This window comes from Kribbella sp. NPDC056345 (assembly GCF_042262745.1).
Lineage (GTDB): Bacteria > Actinomycetota > Actinomycetes > Propionibacteriales > Kribbellaceae > Kribbella.
Map to the genome: position 1 here is coordinate 202,502 of NZ_JBHJQQ010000010.1, position 25,990 is coordinate 228,491.

25 protein-coding genes are annotated in these 25,990 nt (G+C 69.1%); 14 read left to right on the plus strand and 11 right to left on the minus strand.

The annotated features are described in order from the left end of the window. Nucleotides 1-3: 3 nt before the first annotated feature. Nucleotides 4-942 (minus strand): lipoyl synthase, encoded by a 939-nt coding sequence (gene lipA / locus ACFCV3_RS31580; RefSeq protein ID WP_376036065.1) that lies wholly within the window; start codon nt 940-942, stop codon nt 4-6. A 56-nt stretch (nt 943-998) separates the two neighbouring features. Between lipA and ACFCV3_RS31585 the strand changes: the two genes are divergently transcribed. Beyond that, nucleotides 999-2,342, plus strand: coding sequence for a sensor histidine kinase (locus ACFCV3_RS31585; protein WP_376036068.1), 1,344 nt, complete (start codon nt 999-1,001; stop codon nt 2,340-2,342). Further along, on the plus strand, nt 2,339-3,001 hold the full coding sequence (locus ACFCV3_RS31590; RefSeq protein WP_376036070.1) for a response regulator: 663 nt from the start codon (nt 2,339-2,341) through the stop codon (nt 2,999-3,001). Before ACFCV3_RS31585 ends, ACFCV3_RS31590 begins: the two co-directional genes overlap by 4 nt. Here the strand turns inward: ACFCV3_RS31590 and ACFCV3_RS31595 are convergent. Beyond that, entirely contained in the window at nt 2,956-4,107 is a 1,152-nt protein-coding gene (locus ACFCV3_RS31595) for a low temperature requirement protein A (RefSeq protein WP_376036072.1), read from the minus strand. The genes ACFCV3_RS31590 and ACFCV3_RS31595 overlap by 46 nt on opposite strands. Before the next feature lie 118 nt (nt 4,108-4,225). Between ACFCV3_RS31595 and ACFCV3_RS31600 the strand changes: the two genes are divergently transcribed. Together ACFCV3_RS31600 and ACFCV3_RS31605 are read left to right on the plus strand one after the other, a co-directional pair. Then, nucleotides 4,226-4,966: an SDR family oxidoreductase gene (locus ACFCV3_RS31600; RefSeq protein ID WP_376036075.1), complete on the plus strand. Its 741-nt coding sequence runs from the start codon at nt 4,226-4,228 to the stop codon at nt 4,964-4,966. Then, a complete protein-coding gene (locus tag ACFCV3_RS31605) occupies nt 4,963-5,157 on the plus strand; it encodes a hypothetical protein (RefSeq protein ID WP_376036078.1) in 195 nt (64 codons plus the stop codon). Before ACFCV3_RS31600 ends, ACFCV3_RS31605 begins: the two co-directional genes overlap by 4 nt. A gap of 37 nt (nt 5,158-5,194) precedes the next feature. On the opposite strand, the gene ACFCV3_RS31610 is transcribed toward ACFCV3_RS31605, so the two are convergent. Further along, a complete protein-coding gene (locus ACFCV3_RS31610; RefSeq protein ID WP_376036080.1) occupies nt 5,195-6,076 on the minus strand; it encodes an RNA polymerase sigma-70 factor in 882 nt (293 codons plus the stop codon). 206 nt (nt 6,077-6,282) lie between these two features. On the opposite strand from ACFCV3_RS31610, the gene ACFCV3_RS31615 reads away from it, so the two are divergent. From ACFCV3_RS31615 to ACFCV3_RS31625, 3 genes are all read left to right on the plus strand, one after another. Continuing rightward, complete coding sequence (locus ACFCV3_RS31615; RefSeq protein WP_376036083.1) at nt 6,283-7,164, plus strand: ABC transporter ATP-binding protein; 882 nt, start codon at nt 6,283-6,285, stop codon at nt 7,162-7,164. After that, nucleotides 7,161-8,333, plus strand: a complete 1,173-nt coding sequence (locus ACFCV3_RS31620; protein ID WP_376036085.1) for an ABC transporter permease — start codon at nt 7,161-7,163, stop codon at nt 8,331-8,333. The genes ACFCV3_RS31615 and ACFCV3_RS31620 overlap by 4 nt, the downstream gene beginning before the upstream one ends. 109 nt (nt 8,334-8,442) lie before the next feature. Beyond that, nucleotides 8,443-9,405: a LysR family transcriptional regulator gene (locus ACFCV3_RS31625; protein ID WP_376036087.1), complete on the plus strand. Its 963-nt coding sequence runs from the start codon at nt 8,443-8,445 to the stop codon at nt 9,403-9,405. A gap of 33 nt (nt 9,406-9,438) precedes the next feature. Here ACFCV3_RS31625 and ACFCV3_RS31630 read toward each other — a convergent pair whose 3' ends face one another. Next, a complete protein-coding gene (locus ACFCV3_RS31630) occupies nt 9,439-11,205 on the minus strand; it encodes a hypothetical protein (RefSeq protein WP_376036090.1) in 1,767 nt (588 codons plus the stop codon). 143 nt (nt 11,206-11,348) lie between these two features. Between ACFCV3_RS31630 and ACFCV3_RS31635 the strand changes: the two genes are divergently transcribed. Continuing rightward, nucleotides 11,349-11,828, plus strand: coding sequence for a DUF2975 domain-containing protein (locus tag ACFCV3_RS31635; protein ID WP_376036092.1), 480 nt, complete (start codon nt 11,349-11,351; stop codon nt 11,826-11,828). Continuing rightward, nucleotides 11,828-12,049, plus strand: coding sequence for a helix-turn-helix domain-containing protein (locus ACFCV3_RS31640; protein WP_376036095.1), 222 nt, complete (start codon nt 11,828-11,830; stop codon nt 12,047-12,049). Before ACFCV3_RS31635 ends, ACFCV3_RS31640 begins: the two co-directional genes overlap by 1 nt. Nucleotides 12,050-12,223: 174 nt before the next feature. Here the strand turns inward: ACFCV3_RS31640 and lipB are convergent, their stop codons facing one another. Beyond that, complete coding sequence (lipB, locus tag ACFCV3_RS31645) at nt 12,224-12,940, minus strand: lipoyl(octanoyl) transferase LipB (RefSeq protein ID WP_376036098.1); 717 nt, start codon at nt 12,938-12,940, stop codon at nt 12,224-12,226. 72 nt (nt 12,941-13,012) lie between these two features. On the opposite strand from lipB, the gene ACFCV3_RS31650 reads away from it, so the two are divergent. After that, nucleotides 13,013-15,094 (plus strand): protein kinase, encoded by a 2,082-nt coding sequence (locus ACFCV3_RS31650; protein WP_376036101.1) that lies wholly within the window; start codon nt 13,013-13,015, stop codon nt 15,092-15,094. 539 nt (nt 15,095-15,633) lie between these two features. Here ACFCV3_RS31650 and ACFCV3_RS31655 read toward each other — a convergent pair. The 3 genes from ACFCV3_RS31655 to lpdA all read right to left on the minus strand — a co-directional run bounded on the left by ACFCV3_RS31655 (nt 15,634) and on the right by lpdA (nt 20,114). Then, on the minus strand, nt 15,634-16,524 hold the full coding sequence (locus tag ACFCV3_RS31655; protein ID WP_376036103.1) for a TIGR01777 family oxidoreductase: 891 nt from the start codon (nt 16,522-16,524) through the stop codon (nt 15,634-15,636). Nucleotides 16,525-16,639: 115 nt separating this feature from the next. Then, nucleotides 16,640-18,583, minus strand: coding sequence for a 2-oxoglutarate dehydrogenase, E2 component, dihydrolipoamide succinyltransferase (gene sucB, locus ACFCV3_RS31660; protein WP_376036106.1), 1,944 nt, complete (start codon nt 18,581-18,583; stop codon nt 16,640-16,642). Between the two features lie 139 nt (nt 18,584-18,722). Further along, complete coding sequence (gene lpdA, locus ACFCV3_RS31665) at nt 18,723-20,114, minus strand: dihydrolipoyl dehydrogenase (RefSeq protein WP_376036109.1); 1,392 nt, start codon at nt 20,112-20,114, stop codon at nt 18,723-18,725. Nucleotides 20,115-20,275: 161 nt separating this feature from the next. Here lpdA and ACFCV3_RS31670 point away from each other — a divergent pair, with 161 nt between their 5' ends. Next, complete coding sequence (locus tag ACFCV3_RS31670) at nt 20,276-20,593, plus strand: hypothetical protein (protein WP_376036112.1); 318 nt, start codon at nt 20,276-20,278, stop codon at nt 20,591-20,593. Here the strand turns inward: ACFCV3_RS31670 and ACFCV3_RS31675 are convergent. Beyond that, the gene (locus tag ACFCV3_RS31675; RefSeq protein ID WP_376036114.1) at nt 20,590-21,360 is read right to left on the minus strand and encodes a carbon-nitrogen hydrolase family protein; all 771 of its coding nucleotides are present in this window, start codon (nt 21,358-21,360) and stop codon (nt 20,590-20,592) included. The genes ACFCV3_RS31670 and ACFCV3_RS31675 overlap by 4 nt on opposite strands. A gap of 29 nt (nt 21,361-21,389) precedes the next feature. Between ACFCV3_RS31675 and ACFCV3_RS31680 the strand changes: the two genes are divergently transcribed. After that, the gene (locus ACFCV3_RS31680) at nt 21,390-22,028 is read left to right on the plus strand and encodes a GntR family transcriptional regulator (protein WP_376036117.1); all 639 of its coding nucleotides are present in this window, start codon (nt 21,390-21,392) and stop codon (nt 22,026-22,028) included. Here the strand turns inward: ACFCV3_RS31680 and ACFCV3_RS31685 are convergent. Further along, nucleotides 22,015-23,316, minus strand: a complete 1,302-nt coding sequence (locus ACFCV3_RS31685; protein ID WP_376036120.1) for an MFS transporter — start codon at nt 23,314-23,316, stop codon at nt 22,015-22,017. The two genes, ACFCV3_RS31680 and ACFCV3_RS31685, sit on opposite strands and share 14 nt — an antisense overlap. A 94-nt stretch (nt 23,317-23,410) precedes the next feature. Between ACFCV3_RS31685 and ACFCV3_RS31690 the strand changes: the two genes are divergently transcribed. Continuing rightward, nucleotides 23,411-24,094, plus strand: a complete 684-nt coding sequence (locus ACFCV3_RS31690) for a DUF2848 domain-containing protein (protein ID WP_376036123.1) — start codon at nt 23,411-23,413, stop codon at nt 24,092-24,094. Further along, on the plus strand, nt 24,091-24,417 hold the full coding sequence (locus ACFCV3_RS31695; protein WP_376036125.1) for a cupin domain-containing protein: 327 nt from the start codon (nt 24,091-24,093) through the stop codon (nt 24,415-24,417). Before ACFCV3_RS31690 ends, ACFCV3_RS31695 begins: the two co-directional genes overlap by 4 nt. Here ACFCV3_RS31695 and ACFCV3_RS31700 read toward each other — a convergent pair. Beyond that, complete coding sequence (locus tag ACFCV3_RS31700) at nt 24,406-25,899, minus strand: leucyl aminopeptidase (RefSeq protein WP_376036128.1); 1,494 nt, start codon at nt 25,897-25,899, stop codon at nt 24,406-24,408. The two genes, ACFCV3_RS31695 and ACFCV3_RS31700, sit on opposite strands and share 12 nt — an antisense overlap. Between the last annotated feature and the right edge of the window lie 91 nt (nt 25,900-25,990).

The window sequence follows — 25,990 nt, forward strand, 5'->3', positions numbered from 1 at the left end:
GGTCTAAGCCTGCGGGGCGTTCATACGTGACTCGACGGCCTGACGGTACAACCGTCCGGCGCGGTACGACGACCGTACCAGCGGACCGGACAGCGCACCGGCGAAACCGATCTCCTCGGCCTCGGCCTGCATCTCCACGAACTCCTCCGGCCGGACCCAGCGCTCGACCGGGTGGTGCCGCACGGAGGGCCGCAGGTACTGGGTGATGGTGATGATCTCGCAGCCGGCCGCGTGCAGGTCCTTGAGTGCCTGGCTGACCTCGTCGCGGGTCTCGCCCATGCCGAGGATCAGGTTGGACTTGGTCACCAGGCCGTAGTCACGGGCCTGGGTGATGACGTCCAGCGAGCGCTCGTAGCGGAAGCCGGGCCGGATCCGGCGGAAGATCCGCGGCACCGTCTCGACGTTGTGCGCGAACACCTCGGGCCGCGAGGAGAACACCTCGGCCAGCTGCTCCGGTACGGCGTTGAAGTCCGGCGCGAGCATTTCGACCCCGGTGCCCGGGTTGAGTTCGTGAATCTGGCGGATGGTCTCGGCGTACAGCCAGGCGCCGCCGTCGGGGAGGTCGTCGCGGGCGACACCGGTCACGGTCGCGTAGCGCAGGCCCATGGTCCGGACCGATTCGGCGACCCGGCGCGGTTCGTCACGGTCCAGATCCTCCGGCTTACCGGTGTCGATCTGGCAGAAGTCGCAGCGCCGCGTGCACTGGTCGCCACCGATGAGGAACGTGGCCTCCCGGTCCTCCCAGCACTCGAAGATGTTCGGGCAGCCGGCTTCCTGACAGACTGTGTGCAGCTGTTCGGATTTCACCAGCTTCTGCAGGGCCTGATACTCCGGGCCCATCTTGGCGCGAGTCTTGATCCACTCGGGTTTGCGCTCGATCGGGGTCTCCGCGTTGCGCACTTCGAGCCTGAGTAGCTTCCGTCCTTCAGGGGCGATCGTCACAGCTCCCAGGGTACGCGCCGCCGTTCAGGGGCCAATCACCCGTACGCTGATGAGCTATGGCAACGCTTGAACTGGGGAGTACGCCGGAGGCCGGCGTGCCGCCCGCGACCGCTGTCGGCGGCTGGACCCGGCCCGGGCCGACCCGCGAGGAGCAGCGCATGGATCTGCTGCTCGGCCTGGGGATGGCGGTGGCCGGCGTGGTCGGCACCGAGCTCGCCCGCGGTGGTGCGCCCATGGTGGTCGATCTCGGGATCGGCGGCGTCGAGCCCTACGTGCTGAGCGCCGCGGTCGCGCTGCCGCTGTGCTTCCGCCGGCGCTGGCCGATCCCGGTGCTGCTCGCGGTCGCGGTGTTGTTCGTGGTGGTCGGTCAACGGGCGACCTGGGCCTATGTGTCCAACCTGGTCACCCAGGCGTCGATGTTCATGGCGATCTACGCGGCGGCGGCCTGGGCCCGGGACCGGCGGCTGATGAAGGCGGCGTGTGCGCTGGTCTTCATCGCGATGTTCGGCTGGCTCGCGCTGAACTTCTTCAAGGCGATCCGCAACAACGAGATCCAGGGCCCGAACGACGCGCTGCTGGGACCGTACGTGTCCAGCATCCTGCTCGCACTCGCGCTCAACGCGCTGTACTTCTTCGGTGCCTACCACTGGGGCTGGACAGCCTGGCGGATCGCCCGGCAGCGTGCCGAGCTCGAGCGGCAGGCCTCCGAGCTCGCCACCCAGCAACGGGAGAACGCGCGCCGGGCGGTGATCGACGAGCGGCTGCGGATCTCCCGCGAGCTGCACGACGTGGTCGCGCACCACATCAGCAGTATCGGTGTTCAGGCCGGGGGAGCGCGCCGGGTGATGGAGAAGGACCCGGAGGCGGCCAAGAACGCGCTCGGGGTGATCGAGGAGTCCAGCCGGACCGCGGTCAACGAGATGCGCCAACTGCTCGGCATGCTGCGCGCCGCCGACCCCGATCTGGATGTCGACGCACCGGACGAGAAGGCGCCGCAGGCCGGTGCGGACCGGCTGCCGGCCCTGATCGCCGAGATCAACGGTCAGGGGCTGGAGGTCGGGTTCCACCAGATCGGTCCGCTGCAGGAGCTCCCGAAGACGGTGTCGGTCTCGGTCTACCGGATCGCTCAGGAGGCGCTGACCAACGTTCGCAAGCACTCGACCGCGCGCAGCGCGCACATCACTCTGCGGTATCTGGGGGACGCGGTCGAGCTCGAAGTGATCGACGACGGCCGTCCCAAGCACGCCTCCGTCGGCAGCCGGCTCGGGCATGTCGGGATTCGTGAGAGGGTCGGGCTGCTCGGTGGTGAGAGCGAGATCGGTCCCCGGCCGGTCGGTGGGTTCCGGGTCCGGGTGCGGATCCCGGTACGGCGTGGGCTCGACGGAGGAGTAGACGAATGATGCGCGTCCTGCTGGTCGACGACCAGGACCTGGTCCGGGCCGGTTTCCGGATGATCCTCTCGGTCGAGGCCGAGATCGAGGTGGTCGGTGAGGCGGCCGACGGCGAGAAGGCGGTCGAGCTCGCCCTGCAGCTGCGGCCGGACGTCGTACTGATGGATGTCCAGATGCCCGGGATGGACGGCATCACCGCGACCCAGAAGATCGTCGCGGCGGACGCCGGCAAGGTGATCATCCTGACCACGTTCGACCGGGACGACTACCTGTTCGAGTCGCTCGGTGCGGGGGCCAGCGGGTTCCTGCTGAAGAACACCGCGCCGGAGGACCTGGTCGAGGCAATCGAGGTCGTGCACTCGGGCCACGCGCTGCTCGCGCCCGAGGTGACGCGGCGGGTGATCAAGCGGTTCACCGGTGGTGGCGAGCGGGTCTACCGCCCGGATCTGATCGCCGACCTGACCGAGCGTGAGCGTGAGGTTCTCGGGCTGATCGCGCGCGGCCTCACCAACACCGAGATCGCCAACCAGCTCTATGTCGGCGAGGCCACAGTCAAGACGCATGTCTCCCGAGTGCTGCTCAAGCTCGGGCTACGCGACCGCGTCCAGGCAGTTGTCTTCGCCTACGAGTGCGGACTGGTCACCCCCGGCGACGACCTGGCCGGCTGACGCGCCAGCACCGCACCAACCAGCAGTACGACGACCGCCGCGCATCCGACGACCACGCCGACCGCGGACAGCACCAGCGGGAGCACCAGTACGACGGCAACGCTGATCAGCACGAAGATCAGCGGTGTGACCGGTGGACTGACGATCGGCGCGTGGACCAGCCAGAGCATGGTCAGAAAGACCGCCACTGGCAGGGCAACGGCGTACCCGACTGATTGTGGTGCGTGGGTGGTCTCCTCGACCGCCACCTCCAGTCCACTGCCTAGTGCGGCCAGTGCGGCGAACAGGAAGTAGTGACCGTAGCCCCAACGGTAAGAGTGCTGGCGGCGTTCGCTGAGGCCGGCACCGGACGGGTGCAGGAAGTAGAGCCACCAGAGCGCGAACAGCAAGACCAGTCCGGCTCCGGCAACCAGCAGGAACGACGCGCTGACGTGGTCGCTCGCCACTGCTGCTTCGACACCCCGGCTGGCCGCCAGCACGCTCTCGCCGAGCAGGATGATCGCGAACAGCCCATAGCGCTCGGCAATGTGGTGCGGGTGCCAGGTCGTCTGCGGTCCGCGCTCGGCCCACCACGGTACGGCGAGCTCGACGACGACCAGCAGCACGAACCAGGGGAGTGCCAGGTCCGCGAGTACCAGAGCCAGTAGCCAGCCGACTTGAGCTGCTGCGATCCCCGCGGCGTACTTGAGCGCCGTACTGCGCCCTGCGGGGTTCTCGTACGCCGCGCGCAGCCACTGGAGGACCAGTCCGGCCCGCATGATCAGGTAGCCGATGAGCACGGTCCGGTAGTCGCCCGAGGCCGCAGCCGCCGGTACGCCGGCCGCCAGCACGAGCACTCCGGCCATCTGCACCATGGTGAGCAGCCGGTACGGCACGTCGTCGGTGTCGTACGACGAGGCGAACCAGGTGAAGTTCATCCAGGCCCACCAGATCGCGAAGAACACCTGGAGGAAGCCGAGTACCTCGGCGTGGCCGTCGGCGATGCTGTGCGCGAGCTCCGCGGTCACTGCGGCGACCGCCACCACGAAGGTGAGGTCGAAGAGCAGCTCCAGCGGGCTCGACGTCCGGTGCGGCTCGTCGATGGAGCGGGCGGTCATCCTGGTCATGTCAGGCAAGACAGCCGACCGGACGCCGATGTGACAGGTGATGTCACAACCTTGCGCAGTCGTCTGTCTTGACTGGTGAGTGGCGCCAGCCGGGCGCCTGGCAGGCAGGAGCGGGGTTGTGAAGATCGTCGTGATTGGCGGCACCGGGCTGATCGGCTCGAAGGTCGTGCGGCGGCTGGAGGCACACGGGCACAAAGCAGTCGCGGCGTCGCCCGACACGGGCGTGAACTCGCTCACCGGTGAGGGCCTGGACGAGGTGATGACCGGTGCGTCGGTGGTCATCGACCTGTCGAACTCACCGTCGTTCGAGGACCAGGCGGTGCTGGACTTCTTCCGCACGGCCACCAGCAACGTGCTGGCCGCGGAGAAGCGGGCCGGCGTCGGTCACCACGTCGCACTGTCGATTGTCGGCACCGAGCGTTCACCGCAGATCGGCTACTTCCGCGCCAAGGTCGCCCAGGAGGAGCTGATCGAGTCCTCCGGTGTGCCGTTCTCGCTGGTGCACGCGACGCAGTTCTTCGAGTTCGTGAAGGCGATCGCCGCGACCTCCGAGGTCGACGGCGTGGTCCGGATCCAGCCGGTGAACTTCCAGCCGATCGCCGGTGACGACGTCGCCGACGAGGTCGCCAAGGTCGCGGTGGGCGAGCCGCTGAACGGACGGGTCGAGATCGCCGGACCGGACAAGGAGCGGATGGACGAGTTCTTCCGCAAGGCTCTCGCTGAGCTGGGCGACCCCCGCGAGGTCGTCACCGACCCGGAGGCGACGTACTACGGCGCTGTGGTCAGCGAGGACGCTCTGGTACCGGTCGGCGAGGCAGTGCTCGGCCGGATCCACTACGCCGATTGGGAGAAGAAATGACCAGCGACGACTTCCTGCACGAACTCGAGGCCGAGACCAAGGCGGAGCTCGGTGCGCTGGAGGCCGCCGTACCGGACGTTGAGTTGCCGGTGGAGCAGTGGCTGGTAGACCCGGCCGAGGAGGCGATGGAGCAAGCCAGTCTCCGTAGCCTGCTCGGTGCGGTGGAGGCCCTGGAGGATCCGGGTCAGTGAGACCGGCTCCGGGTGTGTGGCAGCACATCCGGAGCCTTCAGTCGACCTGGATTCGCTCCAGCTTGTCGGGGTTCATCTGGACGTTGATCCGGTAGATGCCGTCAGCGGAGGTGCTGACCGTGAGGACGGTGCGGACCTGACCGTCGACGGTGAGGACCGCGGCCGGTGCGCCGTTCATCTGCGTCCAGACGATCTCCACGCCGACCCAGAAGCGGGTGTGGAAGGAACGGAAGAACTTCGCCACCCGCTCGGACCCGACCACCGGGAACTTCGACGCCCGCGCCTTGCCGTTGCCGTCCGACACACTCGTCACGTCGGCCGCGAACAAGTCCTCGAGCTCCACCAAGTCTCCGGACTTGGCGGCATTCACGAAGGCGGTGAGGAGCCGCTGCTGCTCGGCCGCGTCCACCTCTACCCGCCGCTCACCGTCGACGTGCTTGCGGGCCCGGCTGACCAGCTGCCGCACGGCAGGCTCATTCAGCTGCAGGATGTCGGCGATCTGGCTGTACGGGTAGTCGAACGCCTCCCGCAGTACGTACGCTGCCCGCTCGTTGGGGGACAGGCGCTCCATCAGCAGCAGTACGGCGAACGCCAGCGCCTCACCGCGTTCCGCGCCGAGGTACGGGTCCGCGCTCGTGTCGACCGGCTCCGGCAACCACGGCCCGATGTACGACTCCCGCCGTACCCGGGCTGACTGGGTCGCGTTGATCGCGAGGCGGGTGGTCGCAGTGGCCAGGTAGGCGGCCGGGTTGAGCACGACACTGCGGTCGGCCAGCTGCCAGCGCAGCCACACGTCCTGCACGATGTCCTCGGCCTCGCTCGCGCTGCCGAGCATCCGGTAGGCGATCCCGAAAAGCCTCGGTCGCACCTCGCCGAAGATCGCCGCCGCCTGGTCGAGGTCCTCGCTCACGGTAGTCATCATCCTCCCTGATCGCGCTGTCACCAGTCCCGACCACCGGGACACGCCGGATGTGACATCAGCGCACCGTGGCGTAGCCCACTCTCCACCGTGCGGATGACACCGGCGATCACCCTGGCGGCCGACGTACGGCGGGGGCCCGACTGGCTAACTTTGAGCTACTTCCGGTGTGGAAGTGGGGGCCGATGTGACAGGAACGGTGACGGATGCTGAGGGTGGCTGGACTCACTCGGCGGTTCGGTGAACAGCTGGCGCTGGACGACGTGACATTCGACGTCGTGCCAGGGCGGATGACCGGGTTCGTCGGGGCCAACGGGGCCGGGAAGACGACGACGATGCGGATCATCCTCGGCGTCCTGGCCGCCAACGCCGGGGAGGTGCGCTGGCACGGTGAACTGCTGACGCAGAAGGCACGACGGGAATTCGGCTACATGCCGGAGGAGCGCGGGCTGTACCCGAAGATGAAGATCCGCGACCAGCTGGTCTTCTTCGGCCGGCTGCACGGTCTCTCGGTGGACAAGGCAACCGAGCGGACCGACAAGCTGCTCAGCCGGCTCGGCCTGGCCGAGCGGGCGACCGACGTACTCGAGACGCTCTCACTGGGCAACCAGCAGCGGGTGCAGATCGCGGTGGCACTGATCCACGAGCCGATCGCGCTGGTGCTGGACGAGCCGTTCAGCGGACTCGACCCGCTGGCCGTCGATGCGATGGTGGACCTGCTGCGCGAGGAGGTCACGCCGGAGGTTCCGGTGCTTTTCTCCAGCCACCAGCTCGATCTGGTCGAGCGGCTCTGCGACGACCTGGTGGTGCTGTCCCGTGGCAAGGTCGTTGCCGCGGGCCCCGTTGCGGAACTCGCCGCGAGCCAGACACCGACGTACCGGCTGGTGGTCGACGGCGACGCCGGCTGGCTGCGGGACCTGCCCGGTCTGCACGTCCGCGACGTGGCCGGCGGTACGGCGCTCTTCGACGCCGAGGACGACGGCGCGGCACAACAGATTCTTCAGCAAGCGATCAGCCGTGGACCGGTCCTGGAATTCGGGCCGGAGCGGGTGGCTTTGAGCGACGTCTTCCGGGAGGCGACCCGATGAACGACCGGACCCTGGATCGGCCCTGGATGCTGATCGCCGAGCGCGAGATCACCACCAAGCTACGGGACAAGACCTTCATCGGCTCGACGCTGGTGATGCTGATCATCGTCATGGCCGCGGTGATCCTGCCGGCGATACTGGCCGGAGGCAACGACTCCGACAAGATCGCGGTGATCGACGACGGCGGAGCGGCCGTCGTCCAGCGGGCTTCGGAGACGCAAGGCGGTAACGCCTACGAGCCCCTGCGGGTTGCGGATCAGGCCGCTGCGGAGCAGGCGGTGACGAAGGCTGATGCCACCGCCGCGTTGCTGCCGGGACCTGATGGGTACGTCGTTGTCGGCAAGGAGAAGGTGGGCTCCGGGGTCGGTGGCGCGCTGCGTGCTGCCGTGGCCTCGGTCGGGATGGAGAAGAACGCGGCCGGTGCGAAGCTGACGCCGGAGCAGTTGCGGGCCGGTACGCAGGTGACCGAGAAGATCCTGGAGCCTGGACTGCTGCCGGGGTACGTATCGGACTTCGTGAACATCGGGTTGGCGCTGGTGTTCTACATGACGGCGCTCGGCTTCGGCATGATGATCGCGCAGAGCGTCGTACAGGAGAAGGAGAGCCGGGTCGTCGAGATCCTCGCTGCCTCGGTACCGATCCGGTCGCTGCTGTGGGGCAAGGTGCTCGGCAATACTGTGCTCGCGCTCACACAGATCCTGGTGATCGCGATCGCCTCGCTGATCGGACTGACCGTGACCGACCAGCTCGACATCCTGTCCGTCGTGGCCCCAGTGGCCGGGTGGTTCGTGATCTTCTTCGTGCTCGGGTTCGTCGCCCTGGCCGGACTGTGGGCGGTCGCCGGCTCGCTGGCGACCCGGCAGGAGGACCTCGGCTCCACCACGCTGCCCGGGCAGATGATCCTGATGATCCCGTTCTTCTTCGCGGTGTTCGCCGGATCGGAGGCCCGGGAGATCGCCTCGTTCGTCCCGATCGCGTCCTCGATGTCGATGCCCGGGCGGATGCTGACCGAGGACGTGCCGCTCTGGCAGCCGCTGGCGGCGATCGGGATCCTGCTCCTGGCCACGGTGCTGATCATCCGGATCGGCGCCCGGCTGTACGAGCGCACCCTGCTCAAGACCGGCCGCCGGCTCGGTTACCGCGAGGCTCTGTCGCTCGAAGCTGGGTGACCTATCGTTACAGCCCGGGTGAGCGTTACAGGGTTTACCCGGGCTGTGACGAAACCGCAATCTTGATTACCTGTGTCCTGTGTAGCGACTTGGACTACGGTCTCAACGCATGAACGTGGAGCTGCGCCATCTCCGTGTGGTCGTCCTGGTTGCCGAGGCCGGATCCGTCGGCCGGGCTGCCCGGTGGCTCAAGGTCAGCCAGCCCAGCCTCACGGCGCAGCTCAAACGGATCGAGGCCGCCTTCGGCGGTGAACTCTTCGAGCGCTCCCGCACCGGTGTCACCCCGACCGCACTAGGCCGGTACGCCGTGGACCGGGCCCGCGCCATCCTCGTCGACGTCGACCACCTCGCGGCGACCGTGTCCGCGATGACCGCGAGCGAGTCCAGCGCCGTACGGCTCGGTGGTTTCCCGACCGCACCGATGTCCGGGATCGCGCACCGGCTACGGGACCACGGCCAGATCGAGCAGGTCAGCATCGAGGTCGAGTGGTCCACGAGCGTGCTGCTCCAGCAGCTGGAGAGCGGGCGGCTGGATTTCGCTCTGCTGCGTGAGTTCCCGGGGTTCGAGCTGCGGCTCCCCACGGGGGTCGAGGCGTGCACGGTCGTCGAGTCGGAATCGGCGTACGTCGTCATGTCCGCCGACCACCCCGCTGCGTCCGTCGGCCACACCGAGATCGACCTGGCCACGCTCTCCGGCGAGGAATGGATCGGCGAACCGCCGGATGACAGCGGCTTCCACGTCCTGTTCCGCGCCGCCTGCGAACAGGCCGGCTTCCAGCCGAAGGTCGAGCACCACTCCGTCGACACCTCGGTCCTGATGGGGTTCGTCACCAGCGGTCAGGGGGTCGCGCTCATCTCGCCGACGTCGTACCGGCTGCTCTCCCGCGACGTCATCACCCGCCCACTCACCGGCGACCCCATCCACCGCCGCCTGCTGCTGGCCTGGAGCACCGACTCCCCCCGAGCCCAGATGGCCCCCGACGTCCTCGCCATGGCCACCGCCGCGTACGACGAGGCCCTGGCCGAACACGCCCGCCGCGACCAGCCCCACCACCACATGCACGTGGCGTGAGCCTGGTTCGGCTCACGCCACTCCGGGGTCTTCTCAGGCGCCCGCCGGCCGCATCCCCGGCGAGTTGAACGGCCCCTCGAACGCACTCACATGGAACTCACCCGTGTCCTCCGGGTCCTCCATCCGCTCCCGATACTGCTGTCCCACCCGCTCCGGCTCCCCAACCGAACCCTGCCACCCAACCCCACCACTCCGCGGAGCGTCCGGCTTGTCCCCACCAGCCGGCGCGGACGGCGGAGGCACAGCCTGAAACCCACCCGGCCCCCCACCCGTCGACCCACCACCTGCCGCGCCACCGACCGCCCCGCCACCTGACGCGCCACCGGCCGACCCACCACTGGCCGCGCCGCCACCGGCAGACCCGCCACCTGACGCGCCACCGGTCGCCCCACCACTGGCCGCCGCACCACTGGCCGCGCCGCCACCGGCAGACCCGCCACCCGCAGGTCCATCCGACCTGTCGTCCTCGGAGCCGCCACCCGCAGGCGCGGCGTCAGGAGCATGCTGTGCCACATCCCTGGTCTCGTCCTCGGCCGCCGCGGGCTCAGCCACCGTGGTCGGCTCGGCCGCAGGGGCAGCCGGGGGAGCAGTAGGCGCACTAGCAACCGGCTCCTCAGCCGCCGGTGCGGGAGCGACAGACGCTCCAGCTACTGGTGCAGCGGCAGCAGGTGCCTCCGCCTCCGGCGCGGCAGCCACAGGCTCGGCTTCAGGAGCTTGCTGTGCGACATCCCTGGTCTCGTCCTCGGCCGCCGCGGGCTCAGCCACCGTGGTCGGCTCGGCCGCAGGGGCAGCCGGGGGAGCGGTAGGCGCACTAGCAACCGGCGCCTCAGCCTCGGGTGCGGGACCAGCAGGTGCAGCAGCTACCGGCGTGCCAACCCTGGGATCCGCAGCTACGGGCGCTCCACCCTCGGCACGACCGTCTGCGTCATCCCCGTTCTCTGCGTCGGTCGCCGCGGGCTCAGCCACCGCGGTCTGCTCGGCCGCAGGAGCAACGGCCGTGGCGTCTGCGTCGTGGTCCGACGCGATCACGGTGACCTCGTCGGCATCGGGCATCGGGGCGACGACGGTCTCGTCGCGATCGCTCGGCACCAGCACCGTGTCATCGTTGCTGTAGGCAACCTCATTGCCGACGACCGGGAACGCGGCCGTGCGCTCGGGTGCCGGCTCCGCGACCGGGAACTGCGCCGTCTGCTCATCCGCCTGGTTCCGCGGACGCTCCGGCTCGTCGAACAGATCGTCGTACCGATTCGACGGCTCGTACGACGGCGCGGCGTACCCAGCACCGCCGTACGACTCAGCCGGATAGTTGCTAGCAGCAACCGGATAAACAGCCGCAGTGGCCGCCTCCTGCTGCGCCTGCGCGGCTTCCTGCTCACGCTGCAGCCGCTCGGCCTCGGCCCGCGCGAGCCGCCGGCGCTGCACGCTCCGGACGATGAGCTGGATCGCGTACACCAGTGAGATCACCGTCAGGATCGGTACGACGCCGTTCAGCGTGTACTGCCGCGTGCCCTCGACCATGCCCGCGGTCACCCCGGGCACATCGTTGAGGAAGTTCGTGGTCCGGTTCGGAATCCACAGCCAGCAGTACACCAGCGTGCCGAACGCAAGGAACGCGCCGATCGCGCCCGCACCGGAGAAGTACGACACGACGGCCCAGAAGACGAGCGCACCCACAGCGTAGGCGAGCGTCATCCCCTTGGTGTTCAGCTGAATCCCACCCGGTGCGCTGAGTACCCCGAACACCGCCGGCCCGGCCAGTGCGACCGCAACCCCGAGCAAAAAGCCAAGAAATTTGGACACACCTCCACCGTAGCGACGTTTGACCGTCACGCCCGGCAGACACTTCGCAGGTGCGCACAAGGGTGACTACTTTCAGTGCGCACCGCGCCCCACAGACGAGAACGCCTATTGACAATCGATAGATTACCAGCGACTCTCGATGCATGCTGAGTGAGAATCGAGCGGTCGCCGCACTCCGGGTGTTCCTGGTGGTGCTGTTCGCGATCCTGGTCGTGTTCCAGACCCTGTCGCTGCCCGGGCAGTTCCGGCATCAGGCCCAGGTGAATCCGGAGGATGCGGCCCTGCGCTGGCCGGCCACCTTCATCGCCGCGTTCGTGGTGCTCTGCGTCCAGGTCGTGGTGGTGTCGACCTGGCAGTTGCTGACCATGGTCAAGCGCGACCGCATCTTCACCACCGCGGCCGTCTTCTGGGTCAACCTGATCATCGGCGCGATCGCCGGCGTCTGGCTCGTCGTCGGCGCGATCTTCGTCTGGGTCGTCCTCCAGGCCGACGATCCAGGCGTACCGATGGTGCTGCTCCTGCTGGAGGTCGTGATCACCGTGATCGGTCTGCTGATGGTCGTCCTGCGCGCACTGCTGCAGCGGGCGACCACCCTGCGCACCGATATGGAAGCGGTGATCTGATGCCGATCGTCGTCCGCATCGACGTCGAACTGGCCCGCCGCAAACTCAGCGTCGGCGAGTTCGCCGAACGCGTCGGACTGACCCCCGCCAACGTCGCCGTACTGAAGAACGGCCGCGCCAAAGCAGTCCGCTTCAGCACCCTCGAAGCCATGTGCCGAGTCCTCGAATGCCAACCCGGCGACCTCCTCGAATGGATCGACGACGATCCCTCCGGCACCTGATCCCAGGCGTCGGGAAGAACACGGAGTAGTCGGCGGCGGCTTCCACGCTCAGGCTCAGGAGCTCCACCGATAGGCCCGGAGCAGACACCACTACGTGTCCTTACCGACGCTCGGGGCGAAGTGCGCGACCCTCACCTGTTGCTCAGCCCAGCGATAAGTGGAGCGGCCGAGTGGTCAGACGGTGAGGCCGTAGGTGATGCCGGTGGCGGGTGCCTCGGGGTGGGCGATGTCCGGGCTGCGGTCGTAGGGCTCCCAGGCGAGGAAGTGATCGAGGTGCCGCCGGACCGACTCGAGCACCTCGGTGACCGGGACGTCGCGGCCGAGCTCCTTCGACAGCGTGGTCACGTCGGCATCGGAGATCCCGCAAGGGACGATCCGGTCGAACCAGGTGAGGTCGTTGTCGCAGTTCAGTGCGAACCCGTGCATCGTGACACCACGGGTGACGCGGATCCCGATCGCGGCGATCTTCCGCTCCCGCCCGCGTTCGTCGGCCGCGACCCAGACCCCGCTGCGTCCCTTGACCCGCCCGGTCGTGACACCGAGCTCGGCGCAGACCGCGATCAGGGCTTCCTCGAGCCGGCGGACGTAGTCGACGACGTACACGTGGGAGGCCAGCTTGACGATCGGGTACCCGACGAGCTGCCCGGGGCCGTGCCAGGTGATCTTGCCGCCCCGGTCGACGTCCACCACCGGCGTCCCGTCCAGGGGCCGCTCGTGCGGCTCGGTCCGCTTGCCGGCGGTGTAGACCGGCGGGTGCTCGAGCAGGATGACAGTGTCCGAACCGGTGCCTTCGGCAACCGCCGCATGCAGTCGCCGCTGCTCGTCCCATGCGGTCTGGTAGTCCACTGCGCCGGCACCGAACCCGGCCTCGACGTACTCGATAGCCCTCACGCCACCGAGTGTAGGCCGGTTGCCTGTGGATAACTTCCGCGGGGCTTGCGGCGATCGGTGCATCCTCTTGGCATGGAACCCGAAGACCTCGCCGGCTACAGCCTGCGCCGGAGGCTCGGGTCCGGATCGGCCGGCACCCTCTGGCAGGTCCGCGACCTCGCCACCGGCCGCCATGCCGTGCTCAGACGTATCCCAGTCACCACGATCCAGCGAGAGGAGCAGCTCCGTGACGAGCTCCTGGTTCTCCGACGGATCAACCACCCGCACATCACCCGCGTCCTGGAGGTCCGCGAGACGGCCGGCGAGTGGCTCGTCTTCAGTCAGCACGTCGTCGCCCTCAACCTGACCGAGGTCCTGCGGCGCCGGGGGAGTATGTCGTCCGGCGAGATCGTCACGCTCCTCAGCCCACTGGCCGACGCCCTGCACTACCTCCACCACTGCGGCCTGATCCACGGCCATCTGACACCCCCCAACATCCTGATCGACGTCGAGGGCCGCCCACTCCTGACCGACGCAACCTTCCACTCACTGAACCTCCACGCCCCGACCAGCCCACCACCATCACACAGCGCCGACCTGCTGGCCCTGTCGACCATCGCCACTCACGCCGGCGGCCCCGCCACCCTGTTCGCCTCCGCCGTCTTCACCAAGACCCCAGCACCCCGCCTGGCCAGCCACCTGCTAACCCTCACCACCCCAGAGCCCATCAACCTCGGCGACCCCGACGACCCACCCCCCGACCCGCCCACGGACGACGACGACCCCATCGAACACTCCCGTACGCCGCCAGCCCCGCCTCCACCCAAGCCCTCCGCCCCGACCTCCCCACCACCCCCCGAACCGCCTACGGCAAATCTCATCCCCACCCACCCCAAACCCCGCCGCCCCCTCCTACCCAAACTCACCCGCCGAACCCCCGCCCCCACTCCCATCCCCCTGTCCCGCCTAACCTCCAAACCCCTCACCCGAACCCACGTCATCCACCCGACCCAAACCCACCTCATCGGCACCACCCACGTAGAACCAGCCATCACCTGGTCCACCCCACCCGAGCGGCTCGCCGATAGTGGCCCCGCACCCGCCTCCCCGTTCCCTCTTCCCGAGCGCCCGCCCACCAGCTGGCCAGCCCCATCCGAGCCCCTCGCCGATAGACGCCCCGCAGCCGCCACCCCCTTCGGCACGCCCCGGCGACCATCCAGGAGCTCGAATGCCGATACCGAGGGGCTGTCCGATGTTTCCGCGCATGGGCCAGCGTTCATGCGAGGCCACATTCGCCGTCGAGTCTGGCGGCGACGACACACCTGGTGGGGTCGCCTTGACCTGTCGCGCCTGCTGACCGAGCTGCGCTACCGATTCAGCCATCCCGCGTACGGCGTCGGGGTCGCAGTCGGCCTAGGGGTGGCAGTGGTCCTAGGCCTGGGCCTCGCAGCCCGGGCAGTCCTCGGCGAATCCGACACCCCCGCAGCCACCGCAGTCGAGACATCCAACCCGGCATCCAACCCGGCATCCAACCCGGCATCCAACCCGGCATCCAACCCGGCATCAGCCCCGGCACCCACCGCGGCATCCGGCTCAGTTTCCCCCTCAGCATCCGGCCAGGCATCGACCCCGGCGACCATCCCGAGCACGGGCATCACAGCCCCCACCAGCCCGCCAACGCAGACCGACTCCAAAGGCCCAACGACTCCGCCACCCACAGCTCCCACACCCCCGGGTAAGGAGAACCCCACGACCCCACCGCCACCTCGGCGCACCGCCCCCAGCCGATCCGTGGCCGGGTGGCTCGCCACCTTGCGTGCGCTGGACGCTCAGCGTGCACAAGCGTTCCGGACCCTCGACACCGCAGCCCTCGACAAGATCTACGTCCCCGGCAGCCCACCCTGGCGATCGGACCGAGCCCTCCTGGCCGACTACCGCAAGCAGCGCATCCACATCCAGGGCCTACGAATCCAGATCGACAAAACCACCATCACCCACCAATCCCCGACCGCGGTCACCCTCCGCACCACAGACCACCTGACCGCCGGCCAAGCAGTCCACGAATCCGGCACCCGAATCCCCCTCCCACCCGGCACCCCCACCACCCGCCTGATCACCCTCACGCAGTCCGCCTCAACCCTCACATGGCGCATCAGCACAATCACCCAAGCCTGAGCCCATACCGCCCAACCGCTGGTGATGAGTGGCAGGGTCGCTCGGACGCGCCCGGGTTCCTACGGCGGTGGTTGCTCGCCGCTGCGGCCGGGTTCCTACGGCGGTGGTTGCGCGCCGCTGCGGCTGGCCTGCAGAGGAGGTGCGGCTGGGCGGGTCTACGGCTGCGCCGCTTGGCGAGGTCGGCGGCCTCGGCCGTGCCAACAATCGTGGGCTTGAACAAGAAACGGTGGGGTTGAACATGTCATTCCTTGTTCAAGCCCACCGCACTGTGTCCAGACCCCGCGAGCTGTCCGGGCACGCACGCTCACCTCCACGTTGGGCAACAAACCGCCGTACATGCAGTGTCTGAAGGATCCGCGGACGGGGTCTCCGCATCGTCGGACGTTGTGGCGGGCATGCCTTTGGAGGCACGCCCCGTCGTCGTGTGCGATGTGGGGTCTGAGTTGTCGGCTGCGCTCGGGCCGTCGGGAGGGCGTGAGGGACGGGAGGTGTCGGGGCGTGGGGCTCGAGTGCGGGGGTATCTCCTGTCCTGCGGGTTGTTAGGGGGTGAAGGCGGCGGTTACTGCGTCGGGGGGGGTGGGGTGGGTGAAGGTGAAGGAGGCGGATTCGAGGCGGGTGGGGAGGGCTCGGTTGCTGCCCAGGAGTTCCCAGGCGAACTCGCCCAGGGCCAGGCGCATCAGGGCGGCGGGGACGGGGACGAGGGCTGGGCGGTGTAGGGCGGTGCCGATGGCTTGGGCTACTTCGGCGTTGGTGGCGGGGGTGGGGAGGGTGACGTTGACCGGGCCGGTGAGGGTTTCGTGGTCGGCGACGAAGCGGACGGCTCGGAGCCAGTCGGTGAGGGAGACGATGGGGAAGTACTGCTTGCCGGAGCCGAAGCGGCCGCCGACGCCCAGGCGGAAGGGGAGCGTCAGGAGCTGGAAGGCGGGAGCTTTGCGGGCCAGGACCACGCCGGTGCGGAGGGCGGCTACGCGGCAGCCTGCTGCGCGGGCTGGTTCCAGGGCGCCTTCCCAGAGGCGGACCACGTCGGCGAGGAAGCCGTCGCCGAGCGGGGAGTCCTCGGTGAGGATCTCGTTGCCGCAGTCGAGGCCGTAGCCGCCGACGCCGCTCTGGGTGAGGAGGGCGGGGCGGCGTTCGAGTTGGGCGGCCGCGTTGGCGAGGGTGGCGGTGGTGGTGACGCGGCTTTCGCGGATGGTCTTGCGGTACATCGGGGTCCAGGGGCGGCCGATGTTCGCGCCGGCCAGGTTGATCAGGGCGTCGGCGTCGGCGATCGCGGTGAGGTCGAGTTCACCGCGGGCCGGGTCCCATTGGAGTTCGCCGGGGCCGGACGGCGTCCGTCGTACCAGGCGGATGACGTCGTGGCCGTCGGCGGCGAGATCGCGGGCCAGGGACCGGCCGAGGAAGCCGGAGGCGCCGGCGAGCACGTACTTCATCCAGTTCGCTCCTTGCAGACAGTTCGCTCAGTGCAGAAACCCAGGGCCGGAAAGAGGACCGGCGCCGGTCCGTCGGAACGGAACCGGCGCCGGGTCGCGCAGTACTGCGGATGGATCAGACGTCGAACTGGGCCTCTTCGAGGCGCTGCTTGACGGCCGTCAGGTAGCGGGCCGCGTCGGCGCCGTCGACCAGGCGGTGGTCGTAGGTGAGGGCCAGGTAGACCATCTGGCGGATGGCGATGGTCTCGCCGAGCTCGGGGTGGGTGATGACGACCGGGCGCTTGACCACGGCGCCGGTACCGAGCATGCCGACCTGCGGCTGGTTCAGGATCGGGGTGTCGAACAGGGCACCCCGGCTGCCGGTGTTGGTGATGGTGAAGGTGCCGCCCGCCATCTCGTCCGGCGTCACCTTGTTGTTGCGGGTGCGGTCGGCGAGGTCGGCGATCTTCTTCGCCAGACCGGCGATGTTCAGGTCACCGGCGTTGTGGACGACCGGGACCATCAGGCCGCGCTCGACATCCACCGCGATGCCCAGGTGCTCGGCAGCGTGGTAGGTGATCTCGCCCTTCTCCTCGTCGATCGACGCGTTCAGCTTCGGGTACTGCTTGAGCGCGTCGATGGCGGCGAGGGCGAAGAACGGGAGGAAGGAGAGCTTGGTGCCCTCGCGGGCCTCGAACTCGGCCTTCTTCGCGTTGCGCAGCTTGGCGATCTCGGTGACGTCGACCTCGACCACGGTGGTCAGCTGCGCCGAGACCTTCAGGCTGTTGACCATGTGTGAGGCGATGGCCTTGCGGATCCGGCTCATCTTCTCGGTGGTGCCACGCAGCGGGCTGACCGACGCGGCCTTCGCGGCCGGCGCTGCTCCAGCCGGGGCGGCGGCCGGTGCTGCTGCGGCAGCGGCCTTCTTGGCCTCGGCGGCGGAGATCACGTCCTGCTTGCGGATGCGGCCACCGACGCCGGTGCCCTGGACGGCGTTGAGGTCGACCTGGTGCTCGGCCGCCAGCTTGCGGACGAGGGGGGTCACGTAGTTCGGGCCCTCGGCGGAGGAACCGTTCGACGATGCGGCCGGAGCCTGTACGGCGGGTGCCTGCGCAGCCGGGGCTTGCGCGGGCGGAGCCGCCTGCGGGGCCGGCGCCTGAGCCGGGGGAGCGGCGGCCGGAGCGGGAGCAGCAGCCGGAGCCTGCGGTGCCGGTGCCTGGGCGGCCGGTGCCTGGGCGGCCGGAGCCTGTGCGGGAGCCTGGGCCGGTGCGGCTGCGGGGGCCGGAGCCTCGGCGGGCTTCTCGGCCGGGGCCGGGGAAGCGGCCGGGGCCTGGGCGGCGGGGGCTGCGTCGCCGGAGCCGACGATCGCGAGCTCGGCGCCGACCTCGACGGTCTCGTCCTCGGCGACCTTGATCTCGAGGAGCTTGCCGGCGACGGGCGACGGGATCTCGGTGTCGACCTTGTCGGTGGAGACCTCGAGGAGGGGTTCGTCGACGGCTACGTCGTCGCCGACCTGCTTGAGCCAGCGGGTGACCGTTCCTTCGGTCACGCTCTCGCCCAGTGCGGGGAGGGTGACGGAGGTGCCCGATGCGGCCGAGGAGGCCGCGGGGGCTGAGGCTGCGTCGGCCGAAGAGTTGGAGGAGGAGTCAGCCTGAGCAGCTGGGGCCGGGGCTTCGGCGGGCGCGGCGGCGGCCGGAGCCTGCTCGGCGGCCTGGGCTTGCGGCTGCTCGGCGGGTGCCGGGGCGGCCTCGGCCTGCGGCTGCTCGGCGGGGGCCTCGGCCGGAGCGGCCTGGGCCTGCTCGGCGGGGGCCTCGGCGGCAGGAGCGGAGCCGGTGGACTCGCCGGCGTCACCGATGACGGCCAGTTCGGCGCCGACCTCGACGGTCTCGTCCTCGGCGGCCTTGATCTCGAGGAGGGTGCCCGCGACGGGCGACGGGATCTCGGTGTCGACCTTGTCGGTCGAGACCTCCAGCAGGGGCTCGTCGACGGCAACCGTGTCGCCGACCTGCTTGAGCCAGCGGGTGACGGTTCCTTCGGTGACGCTCTCCCCGAGGGCCGGCAGGGATACAGAGGTCGGCATGACGGTCGTTGCTCCTTCGTCTGATCGGTCGAGTGTCAGCCTACGGTGCCGCTGGCGCGGGCGGGACGCGGGTCACGCGAACCCGGATTACCCGCCAGTCACAAACCTACTAGGGCGCGCCAGCGGCCCCGGCTGAAGCTCAGTCGTGGAAATGCAGCGGTTTGCCGGCGAGCGCCAGGTGGGCCTCGCCGAGGGCTTCGTTCTGGGTCGGGTGCGCGTGCACGAGCGGTGCGACGTCGGCGGGGTAGGCCTCCCAGTTGTAGATCAGCTGGGCTTCGCCGATCAGTTCGCCGACCCGGGAGCCGACCATGTGCAGGCCGACGACGGCGCCGTCCTTGGCCCGGACCAGCTTCACGAAGCCGGCGGTCTTCAGGATCTGGCTCTTGCCGTTGCCGCCGAGGTTGTAGTTGAGGATCTCGACCTCGCCGTACTTCGCGCGGGCCTGCTCCTCGGTCAGCCCGACCGACGCCACCTCGGGCTCGGAGTAGGTGACCCGGGGGATACCGGCCTCGTCGATCGGCGTCGGCGCGAGCCCGGCCAGGTGCTCGGCGACGAAGATGCCCTGCTGGAACCCGCGGTGCGCGAGCTGCAGGCCGGGCACGATGTCACCGACGGCGTACACGCCCGGCACGCTGGTCTGCAGGGTGGCGTCGACGGTGACGAAACCGCGGTCGAGGGCGACCCCGACCTCCTCGAACCCGAGGCCGGCCGTGTTCGGGCCGCGGCCGACCGCGACGAGCAGGACCTCGGCCTCGATCACCTCACCACCGGCCACGGTCACCTGGACACCGTTGCCGACGACCTTGACCGACTCGAACGGCGTACCCGTCTTGAAGGCGATCTTGCGCTTGCGGAAGGCTCGCTCGAGCGTCTTCGAGCAGTCGGCGTCCTCGGCCGGCACCAGCCGCGGCAGCGCCTCGACGATGGTGACCTTGGTCCCGAACGACGTCCACGCGGAGGCGAACTCGACACCGATCACGCCGCCGCCCAGGACGACCGCGGACTCCGGCACGCGGTCGAGCGTCAAAGCGTGCTCGCTGGCGATCACATACTGGCCGTCGAGCTCGAGACCGGGCAGCGACCGGGAGTGCGAGCCGGAGGCCAGTATCACGTTACGGCCCGTGTACGTCGTGCCACCGACCTCGACCGTGGTCGGGGAGGTGAGTCGTCCCTCGCCCTCGATCACGGTGATTCCGCGGGCCTTGAGCTGGCCCTGCAGACCCTTGAACAGCCGGTCGACGACACCGTCCTTGTACTTGTTCACGCCGCCCATGTCGACACCCTCGAGTGTCGTCCGGACGCCGAACTGCTCACCGTCGCGGGCGGAATCGGCCACCTCGGCGGCATGCAGCAGCGCCTTGGTGGGGATACAGCCGCGGTGCAGGCAGGTGCCGCCGACCTTGTCCTTCTCGACCAGGGCGACGGACTTCCCCAAGGTCGCGGCGCGCAGAGCCGCGGCGTATCCGCCGCTGCCGCCGCCGAGGATCACCAAGTCGTACGTCGTACCGCTGCTGTCTGCCGGGTTCGTCACAGGTTCCTCCGTGGGCGTGTGGTCGGCGGGCCGGCTCCGGATCGCGGCGCGGGGCCCGGCGTCATCTTCGCATGAGCGATCTGGGCAGATTGCCGCTTTCGGCAGAAACCGTTACCGCGACTTTCTGCCGATGAGTTGCGCTGATGAGGGAGACTTGCTCCATGAAGTGGTTCGGTCGCCGGCAGAAGGCCGGCACGATGCGCAAGTCGGACAACCCCGACCAGGCGCACCTGCGCGAGTTCGCCCTCAGCCGTCAGGGAGTCGAGGGCTTCGTCGAGCCACGCACCGCAGTGACGGACTACACGCTGCTGCTGGTCGCGATCGACGGTGAGTGGACCCGTCGCCGGGTCCCCTCGGTGCAATGGGCGCACAACTTCGCGAACAAGCTGGGCATCCCGTCGTACGACGCCGCGGTGGTCGGCGTCCCGCCGCGGATGCGCGAGTACAACGCCCGGAAGAAGAAGCAGGGCCTGATCTAAAGAATCGGGACTCGGGAGCGCACACCTTCGACGACTGCGGTGTCGACAGTGCCCTGCAGGATTCCCGCGCTGTGATCGAGTCGCGCCGCGGTGTGGCCCAGGGGAGTGGTCAGGCTGCTGCGGCCGATCCCCAGCGGGTCGGTGCCCTGCGGAGCCGTGTAGGCCTGGCCGCACGCCAGCAGCCACGCCTGTGCGTCCGCGGCCCGCGCCCGGGTCAGCAGGTCCCACTGCTCTTCCTTGCCCGGTCCGGCACCCCACGACGCCGGTACGACGATCAGCTCGGCACCGAGTCGTCCGAGCGCGCTGAACTGGTCGGCGAACCGCAGGTCGTAGCAGGTCGCCAGCCCAACAGTCACATCCCGGTACGAGAAGCTCACCAGTTCGTTGCCAGGAGCAACTGTGTCCGACTCGCGTGACCCGAACGCGTCGTACAGGTGGATCTTCCGGTACGACGCCTCGACGCCCGGCCCGGTCGCCAGCAGCGTGTTGTGGACGCGGCCGTCGCCGGACGGCTCGAAGAGTCCGGCCACCACGACGATCCCGAGATCGGCCGCCACCTTGCGCAGACCAGTCGCGAACGGGCCATCCAGCGGCTGGGCGACGGCGAGCAGGTCGGTACCGAAGCAGGCCAGTGTCGCCTCCGGCAGGGCGACGAGTTCGGCTCCGCCGTCGGCAGCCCGCCGTACGGCGTCGGTCGCGGCTGCGAGGTTGGACACCGGGTCGGAGCCGGTGGTGAGCTGGGCCGCAGCCACGCGTAGATCTGTCATCAGGACCTCCGTGCCTGTATACATTGAGTATGCAATTGAGTGGGGATTCCGGCCGTGACCGTGCCTACCAGTACCTGCGCGGCACGGTCCTCAGTGATCCGGCGGTCTCGGGGACGTTCATCAACGAGCAGGCGGTCGCGACCGAGGTCGGCATCTCGCGGACCCCGGTGCGCGAGGCGCTGCTGATGCTTGCGGCCGAGGACCTGGTGCAGCTCGTCCCGCATCGCGGGGCGTTCGTTGCGCCGGTTCCGGGCCGGGAGATCGCCGAGATGATGCAGGCCCGCGGCGTGATCGAGACCTGGGCCGCGACCACGTCGCTCGCGGCCGGCAACGCGCCGGTGCAGGCGATGGCCGCCGTACTCGACCAGCAGCGCGCGATCGTCGACCAGGGCGACGCGAAGGAGTTCATCGAGCTGGACAGCCAGTTCCACGCGTTGCTGGTCGCCGCGGCCGGCAACTCGGTGCTCGGCCGGCTCTACGAGAACCTGCGGGCCAAGCACGTGCTGCTCGGCATCGTCGCGTTGCAGCGCAGCGAGACGCGTCGGCAGGATGTCCTGGTGGAGCACCAGGCCATCGTCGACGGTCTGGCCACCGGCGAGGCCGAGGCGGCCGAGAAGGCGATCCTCGGCCACCTGGGCACCACCGGCTCGATCCTTATGCAGGGTTGAGCGCGAGGTCATCGTCCACCACCGCGCGGCCGAGGCGCAGGCCGACCATGGTGACCGCACAAGCCACCACGATGTACGCCGCGATGACGTACCCGGTCCCGGTCTTCGCCAGGAAGTAGGTGAAGGCCAGCGGAGCCAGTGCGCCACCGATCACGCCAGCGAACGTGTAGGCCAGTGAGCTGCCGGTGTACCGCAGTCGCGCAGTGAACTGCTCGGACACGAACGCTGCCTGCGGTCCGTACATCAGCGAGTGGAACACGAGCCCGACGACCACTCCGAGCACCAGAGTCCCCAGTGACGACGCGATAGCGAAGAACACCACACTCCACACCGCTCCGCCGAGCGCACCGATGGCATAGATCAGCCGACGCCCGTAGCGATCGGACAGGTAGCCGGAGAACGGGATCAACGCGACCTGACAAGCAGAGCCGATCAGTACGGCGGTCACCGCCTGGCCGCGGCTCAGATCGAGCTCCTTCGTCGCATACGTCAGTACGAAGACCGCGAACATCGCGTAGAGCACATCCGGACCGACCCGCGCCAGGATGGCCGCGATCAGGGGCCGACGCTGCGTCCGCAGTACCTCGGTCACCGGAGCAGTCGGCCGGTCCCCACGGGCCTCCAGCTCCTTGAACACCGGCGTCTCCTCCAGCTTCGACCGGATGAGCAGACCGAACGCGACCAGTACGGCGGACAGCAGGAAGGCGAGTCGCCAGCCCCAGCTGAGGAACTGAGCCTCCGTCAGCAGCCCGGCGAGTAAGGCCAGCACGCCGTTCGCCATCAGGGTGCCGAGCGGCGGACCGACCTGTGCGGCGGAGGCCCAGAAGCCTCGCTGTCCCGCCTGACTGAACTCACTGCTCAGCAGGACCGCACCGCCCCATTCGCCACCCACGCCGACGCCCTGCGCGAAGCGCAGCACCACCAACAGTGTCGGGGCCAGTGCGCCGGCCTGGGCGTGGGTCGGCAGTAGACCGATGAAGAACGTGGCGATGCCGATCAGGAGCAGCGTCGCGACCAGGACGCGTTTGCGGCCGATCACGTCACCGAGTCGCCCGAAGAAGATGCCACCGAGCGGTCGCGCGATGTAGCCGACGGCGTACGTGCCGAAGGCTTGCAGGGTGCCGGTCAGTGGATCGCTGCCAGGGAAGAAGAGGTCGCCGAAGACGAGTGCGGCCGCGGAGCTGTAGACGGCGAAGTCGTACCACTCCAGCGAGGTGCCGGACAGGCTGGCGGCGAACGCCTTGTAGAGGCCGCGGCGCTCCGTGGTGTCAGGTGTGGGACTGGACATCGAGGTGGACCTCCTTGGGGGATTGCTCCATACTCGTTGTATACGACGTGTTCACGCAAGCTCCCGGAACAGAAAATTCGGAGGATTTCCGGTCATGAGTCAGACACTGCGGTTCGCCCTGTCCACCGGCGGTGAGCGGGAGATTACCGTCCGCTACGCCCTGAATGCCGGGTACGCCGGTCGCGACACCGAGCAGGTCCAGCACCACGTCGACGAGTTGGCCGAGCTCGGAGTCCCGGCGCCGACCCGGATCCCGACGCTCTACCCGCTGTCGGCGTCCCTGGTGGGCCGGCCGGAGATCGTCCAGGTCGCGCACGCCAAGACGTCCGGCGAGGCGGAGTGGGCGCTGGTCGTCGGCGAGACGCCGGAGGACCTGCTGCTGACGGTCGCCTGCGACCACACCGACCGAGCGCTCGAGGTGCACGGCGTTGCCTGGAGCAAGCAGTCCGCGCCGGATGTGCTCGGCGACGTCGCGTGGCCCCTCAAGGACATCGAGCACGAGCTCGACCAATTCACACTCAAAGCCTGGGTCCGGCACGGCGACACCGAGCAGCTCATCCAGGACGGAACGCTCGCGCAGTTGCTGCCCCCGTCGTACTGGATCAAGGAGCTGGGCGACCGCCTGGTGCCGGGCACAGTGCTGCTCAGCGGCACGATCCCGATGATCGCCGGCGTCGACCAGTTCGCCGACGCGTGGCGGGTGGAGCTGACCGACCCGCGCGGCGTCACCAGCCGCATCGTCTACACCGTCGAGCAGCTCGCCGAAGCCTGGTCGTGAAAGACGAGCGCGAGTTCTTCCCCACTGGCGACCTCGCCTGGACGCCGGTCGACGGGATCGAGCAGCGGGTGCTGAGCACCGCACCCGACGGCACGCTGACCCGGCTGGCTCGCTGGCCGGCCGGTACGACGTCAGGTGCCGACGTGATCCGGCACGAGTACGTCGAGGAGGTGTACCTGCTCGAGGGATCGCTGACCGATCTCACCCTCGAGCAGACCTTCCACCCCGGCGACTACGCCTGCCGGCCGCCGGGGATGCCGCACGGCCCGTACACGACGACCGACGGCTGTCTGATGCTGGAGATCCGCTACTCAGCTGGCTGAGGCGGCAAGCTCGATGAGAGTCCGTACGGCGTAACCGGTGCCGCCGGAGGGCGTGTAACCCGAGGCGGAGCCGTCGTTGAAGGCCGGGCCGGCCACGTCCAGGTGGACCCAGTCGATGCCGTCGGCAACGAAGTCGCCGAGGAAGGCCGCGGCCGCGAGGGCGCCGCCCCAGGGCTCGCCGGTGATGTTGGCCAGGTCGGCGACCTTCGAGTGCGACTTGAGCTTGTCGAGCATCTCGCTCGGGATCGGCAGCGGCCACATCGGCTCACCGGCCGCGACCGCGGCGTCCACGACCCGGTCCCGGGCGGTGTCGGTGTTCGCGAAGGCGCCGGCCACCTTGGTGCCCAGGGCGACGACACAGGCACCGGTCAGGGTGGCCACGTCGACGATCAGGTCGGGCTGGTCCTCGGACGCACGCACAAGGGCGTCCCCGAGCACCAACCGGCCCTCGGCGTCGGTGTTCAGCACCTCGACGGTCTTGCCGCCGTACATGGTCAGGACGTCGGACGGCCGCGCGGCCGAACCGGACGGCATGTTCTCCGCCATCGCGGCGTACGTCGTCACCTGGACCGGCAGACCGAGCCTGGCGATCGCCATCGTGGCCCCGATCACGGCGGCGGCGCCGGCCATGTCGGACTTCATGCTGATCATGCCGTTGGCCGTCTTCAGCGAGAGGCCGCCGGAGTCGAAGGTGATGCCCTTGCCCACGAACGACAGGTGCGTCACCGGCTTCTTCGGCGTGTAGCTCAGCCGGACCAGCCGCGGCGGGTTGCTGGATCCCTGGCCGACGCCGAGGATGCCGCCGTACCCGCCCTTGATCAGCGCCTTCTCGTCGAGCACCTCGACCTTGACGCCGTAGTCCTTGCCCAGCTTCACCGCGTGCGCGGCGAACTCGACCGGGTGCAGATCCGATGGGGGCGTGTTCACCCAGTCGCGGACCAGCCGGATCGCCTCGGCGGTGACCTCGGCGCGCTCCAGCGCTGCCTTGGCCTCCTTGGTGCGGGCCAGGTCGGTCAGCACGGTCAGCGCTCCGGCCTCGTCCGTCGAGCTCTCCGACTTGTACGTCGTGAACGCGTACCGGCCGAGCAGTGCGCCCTCGGCGACCGCACGGACGCACTCGGCGTCCGGCGTCGGCAGGGCGAACGCGACCGTCTGGGTCAGCTTGGCGGCCCGGACGCCGGTCCCGGCGGCGATCCGCAGGTCCTCGGTCTTCAGCGTGCCGTCGGGGGCCTCACCCAGGCCGACGGCGATCAGGTTCGCCGACTTGCCCGGCTTCGGGCCCGGCACCTTGGTCACCTCACCGGTCTTGCCGGTGGCGCCCAGTCCGGACAGCACCTCCACCAGTTGCCCGCCGTACGCGGCGTTGAGCGACTCGGTGCCGGCCGGCAGGGTCACCGCGCCGCCGAGTTTGACGACGCCGACGACGACCGCGTCGGTTCTGACACCGGCCGCATCGGACTTGCTCAGGGTGATGGTGCTCACGAAATTCTCAGTCCTCCTTGACCGGTTGGCACAGAGCCGGTCGTGACGGTACGTGAATACTGCCTTCGCATGCTAGCCGTCCGGTAGTTTC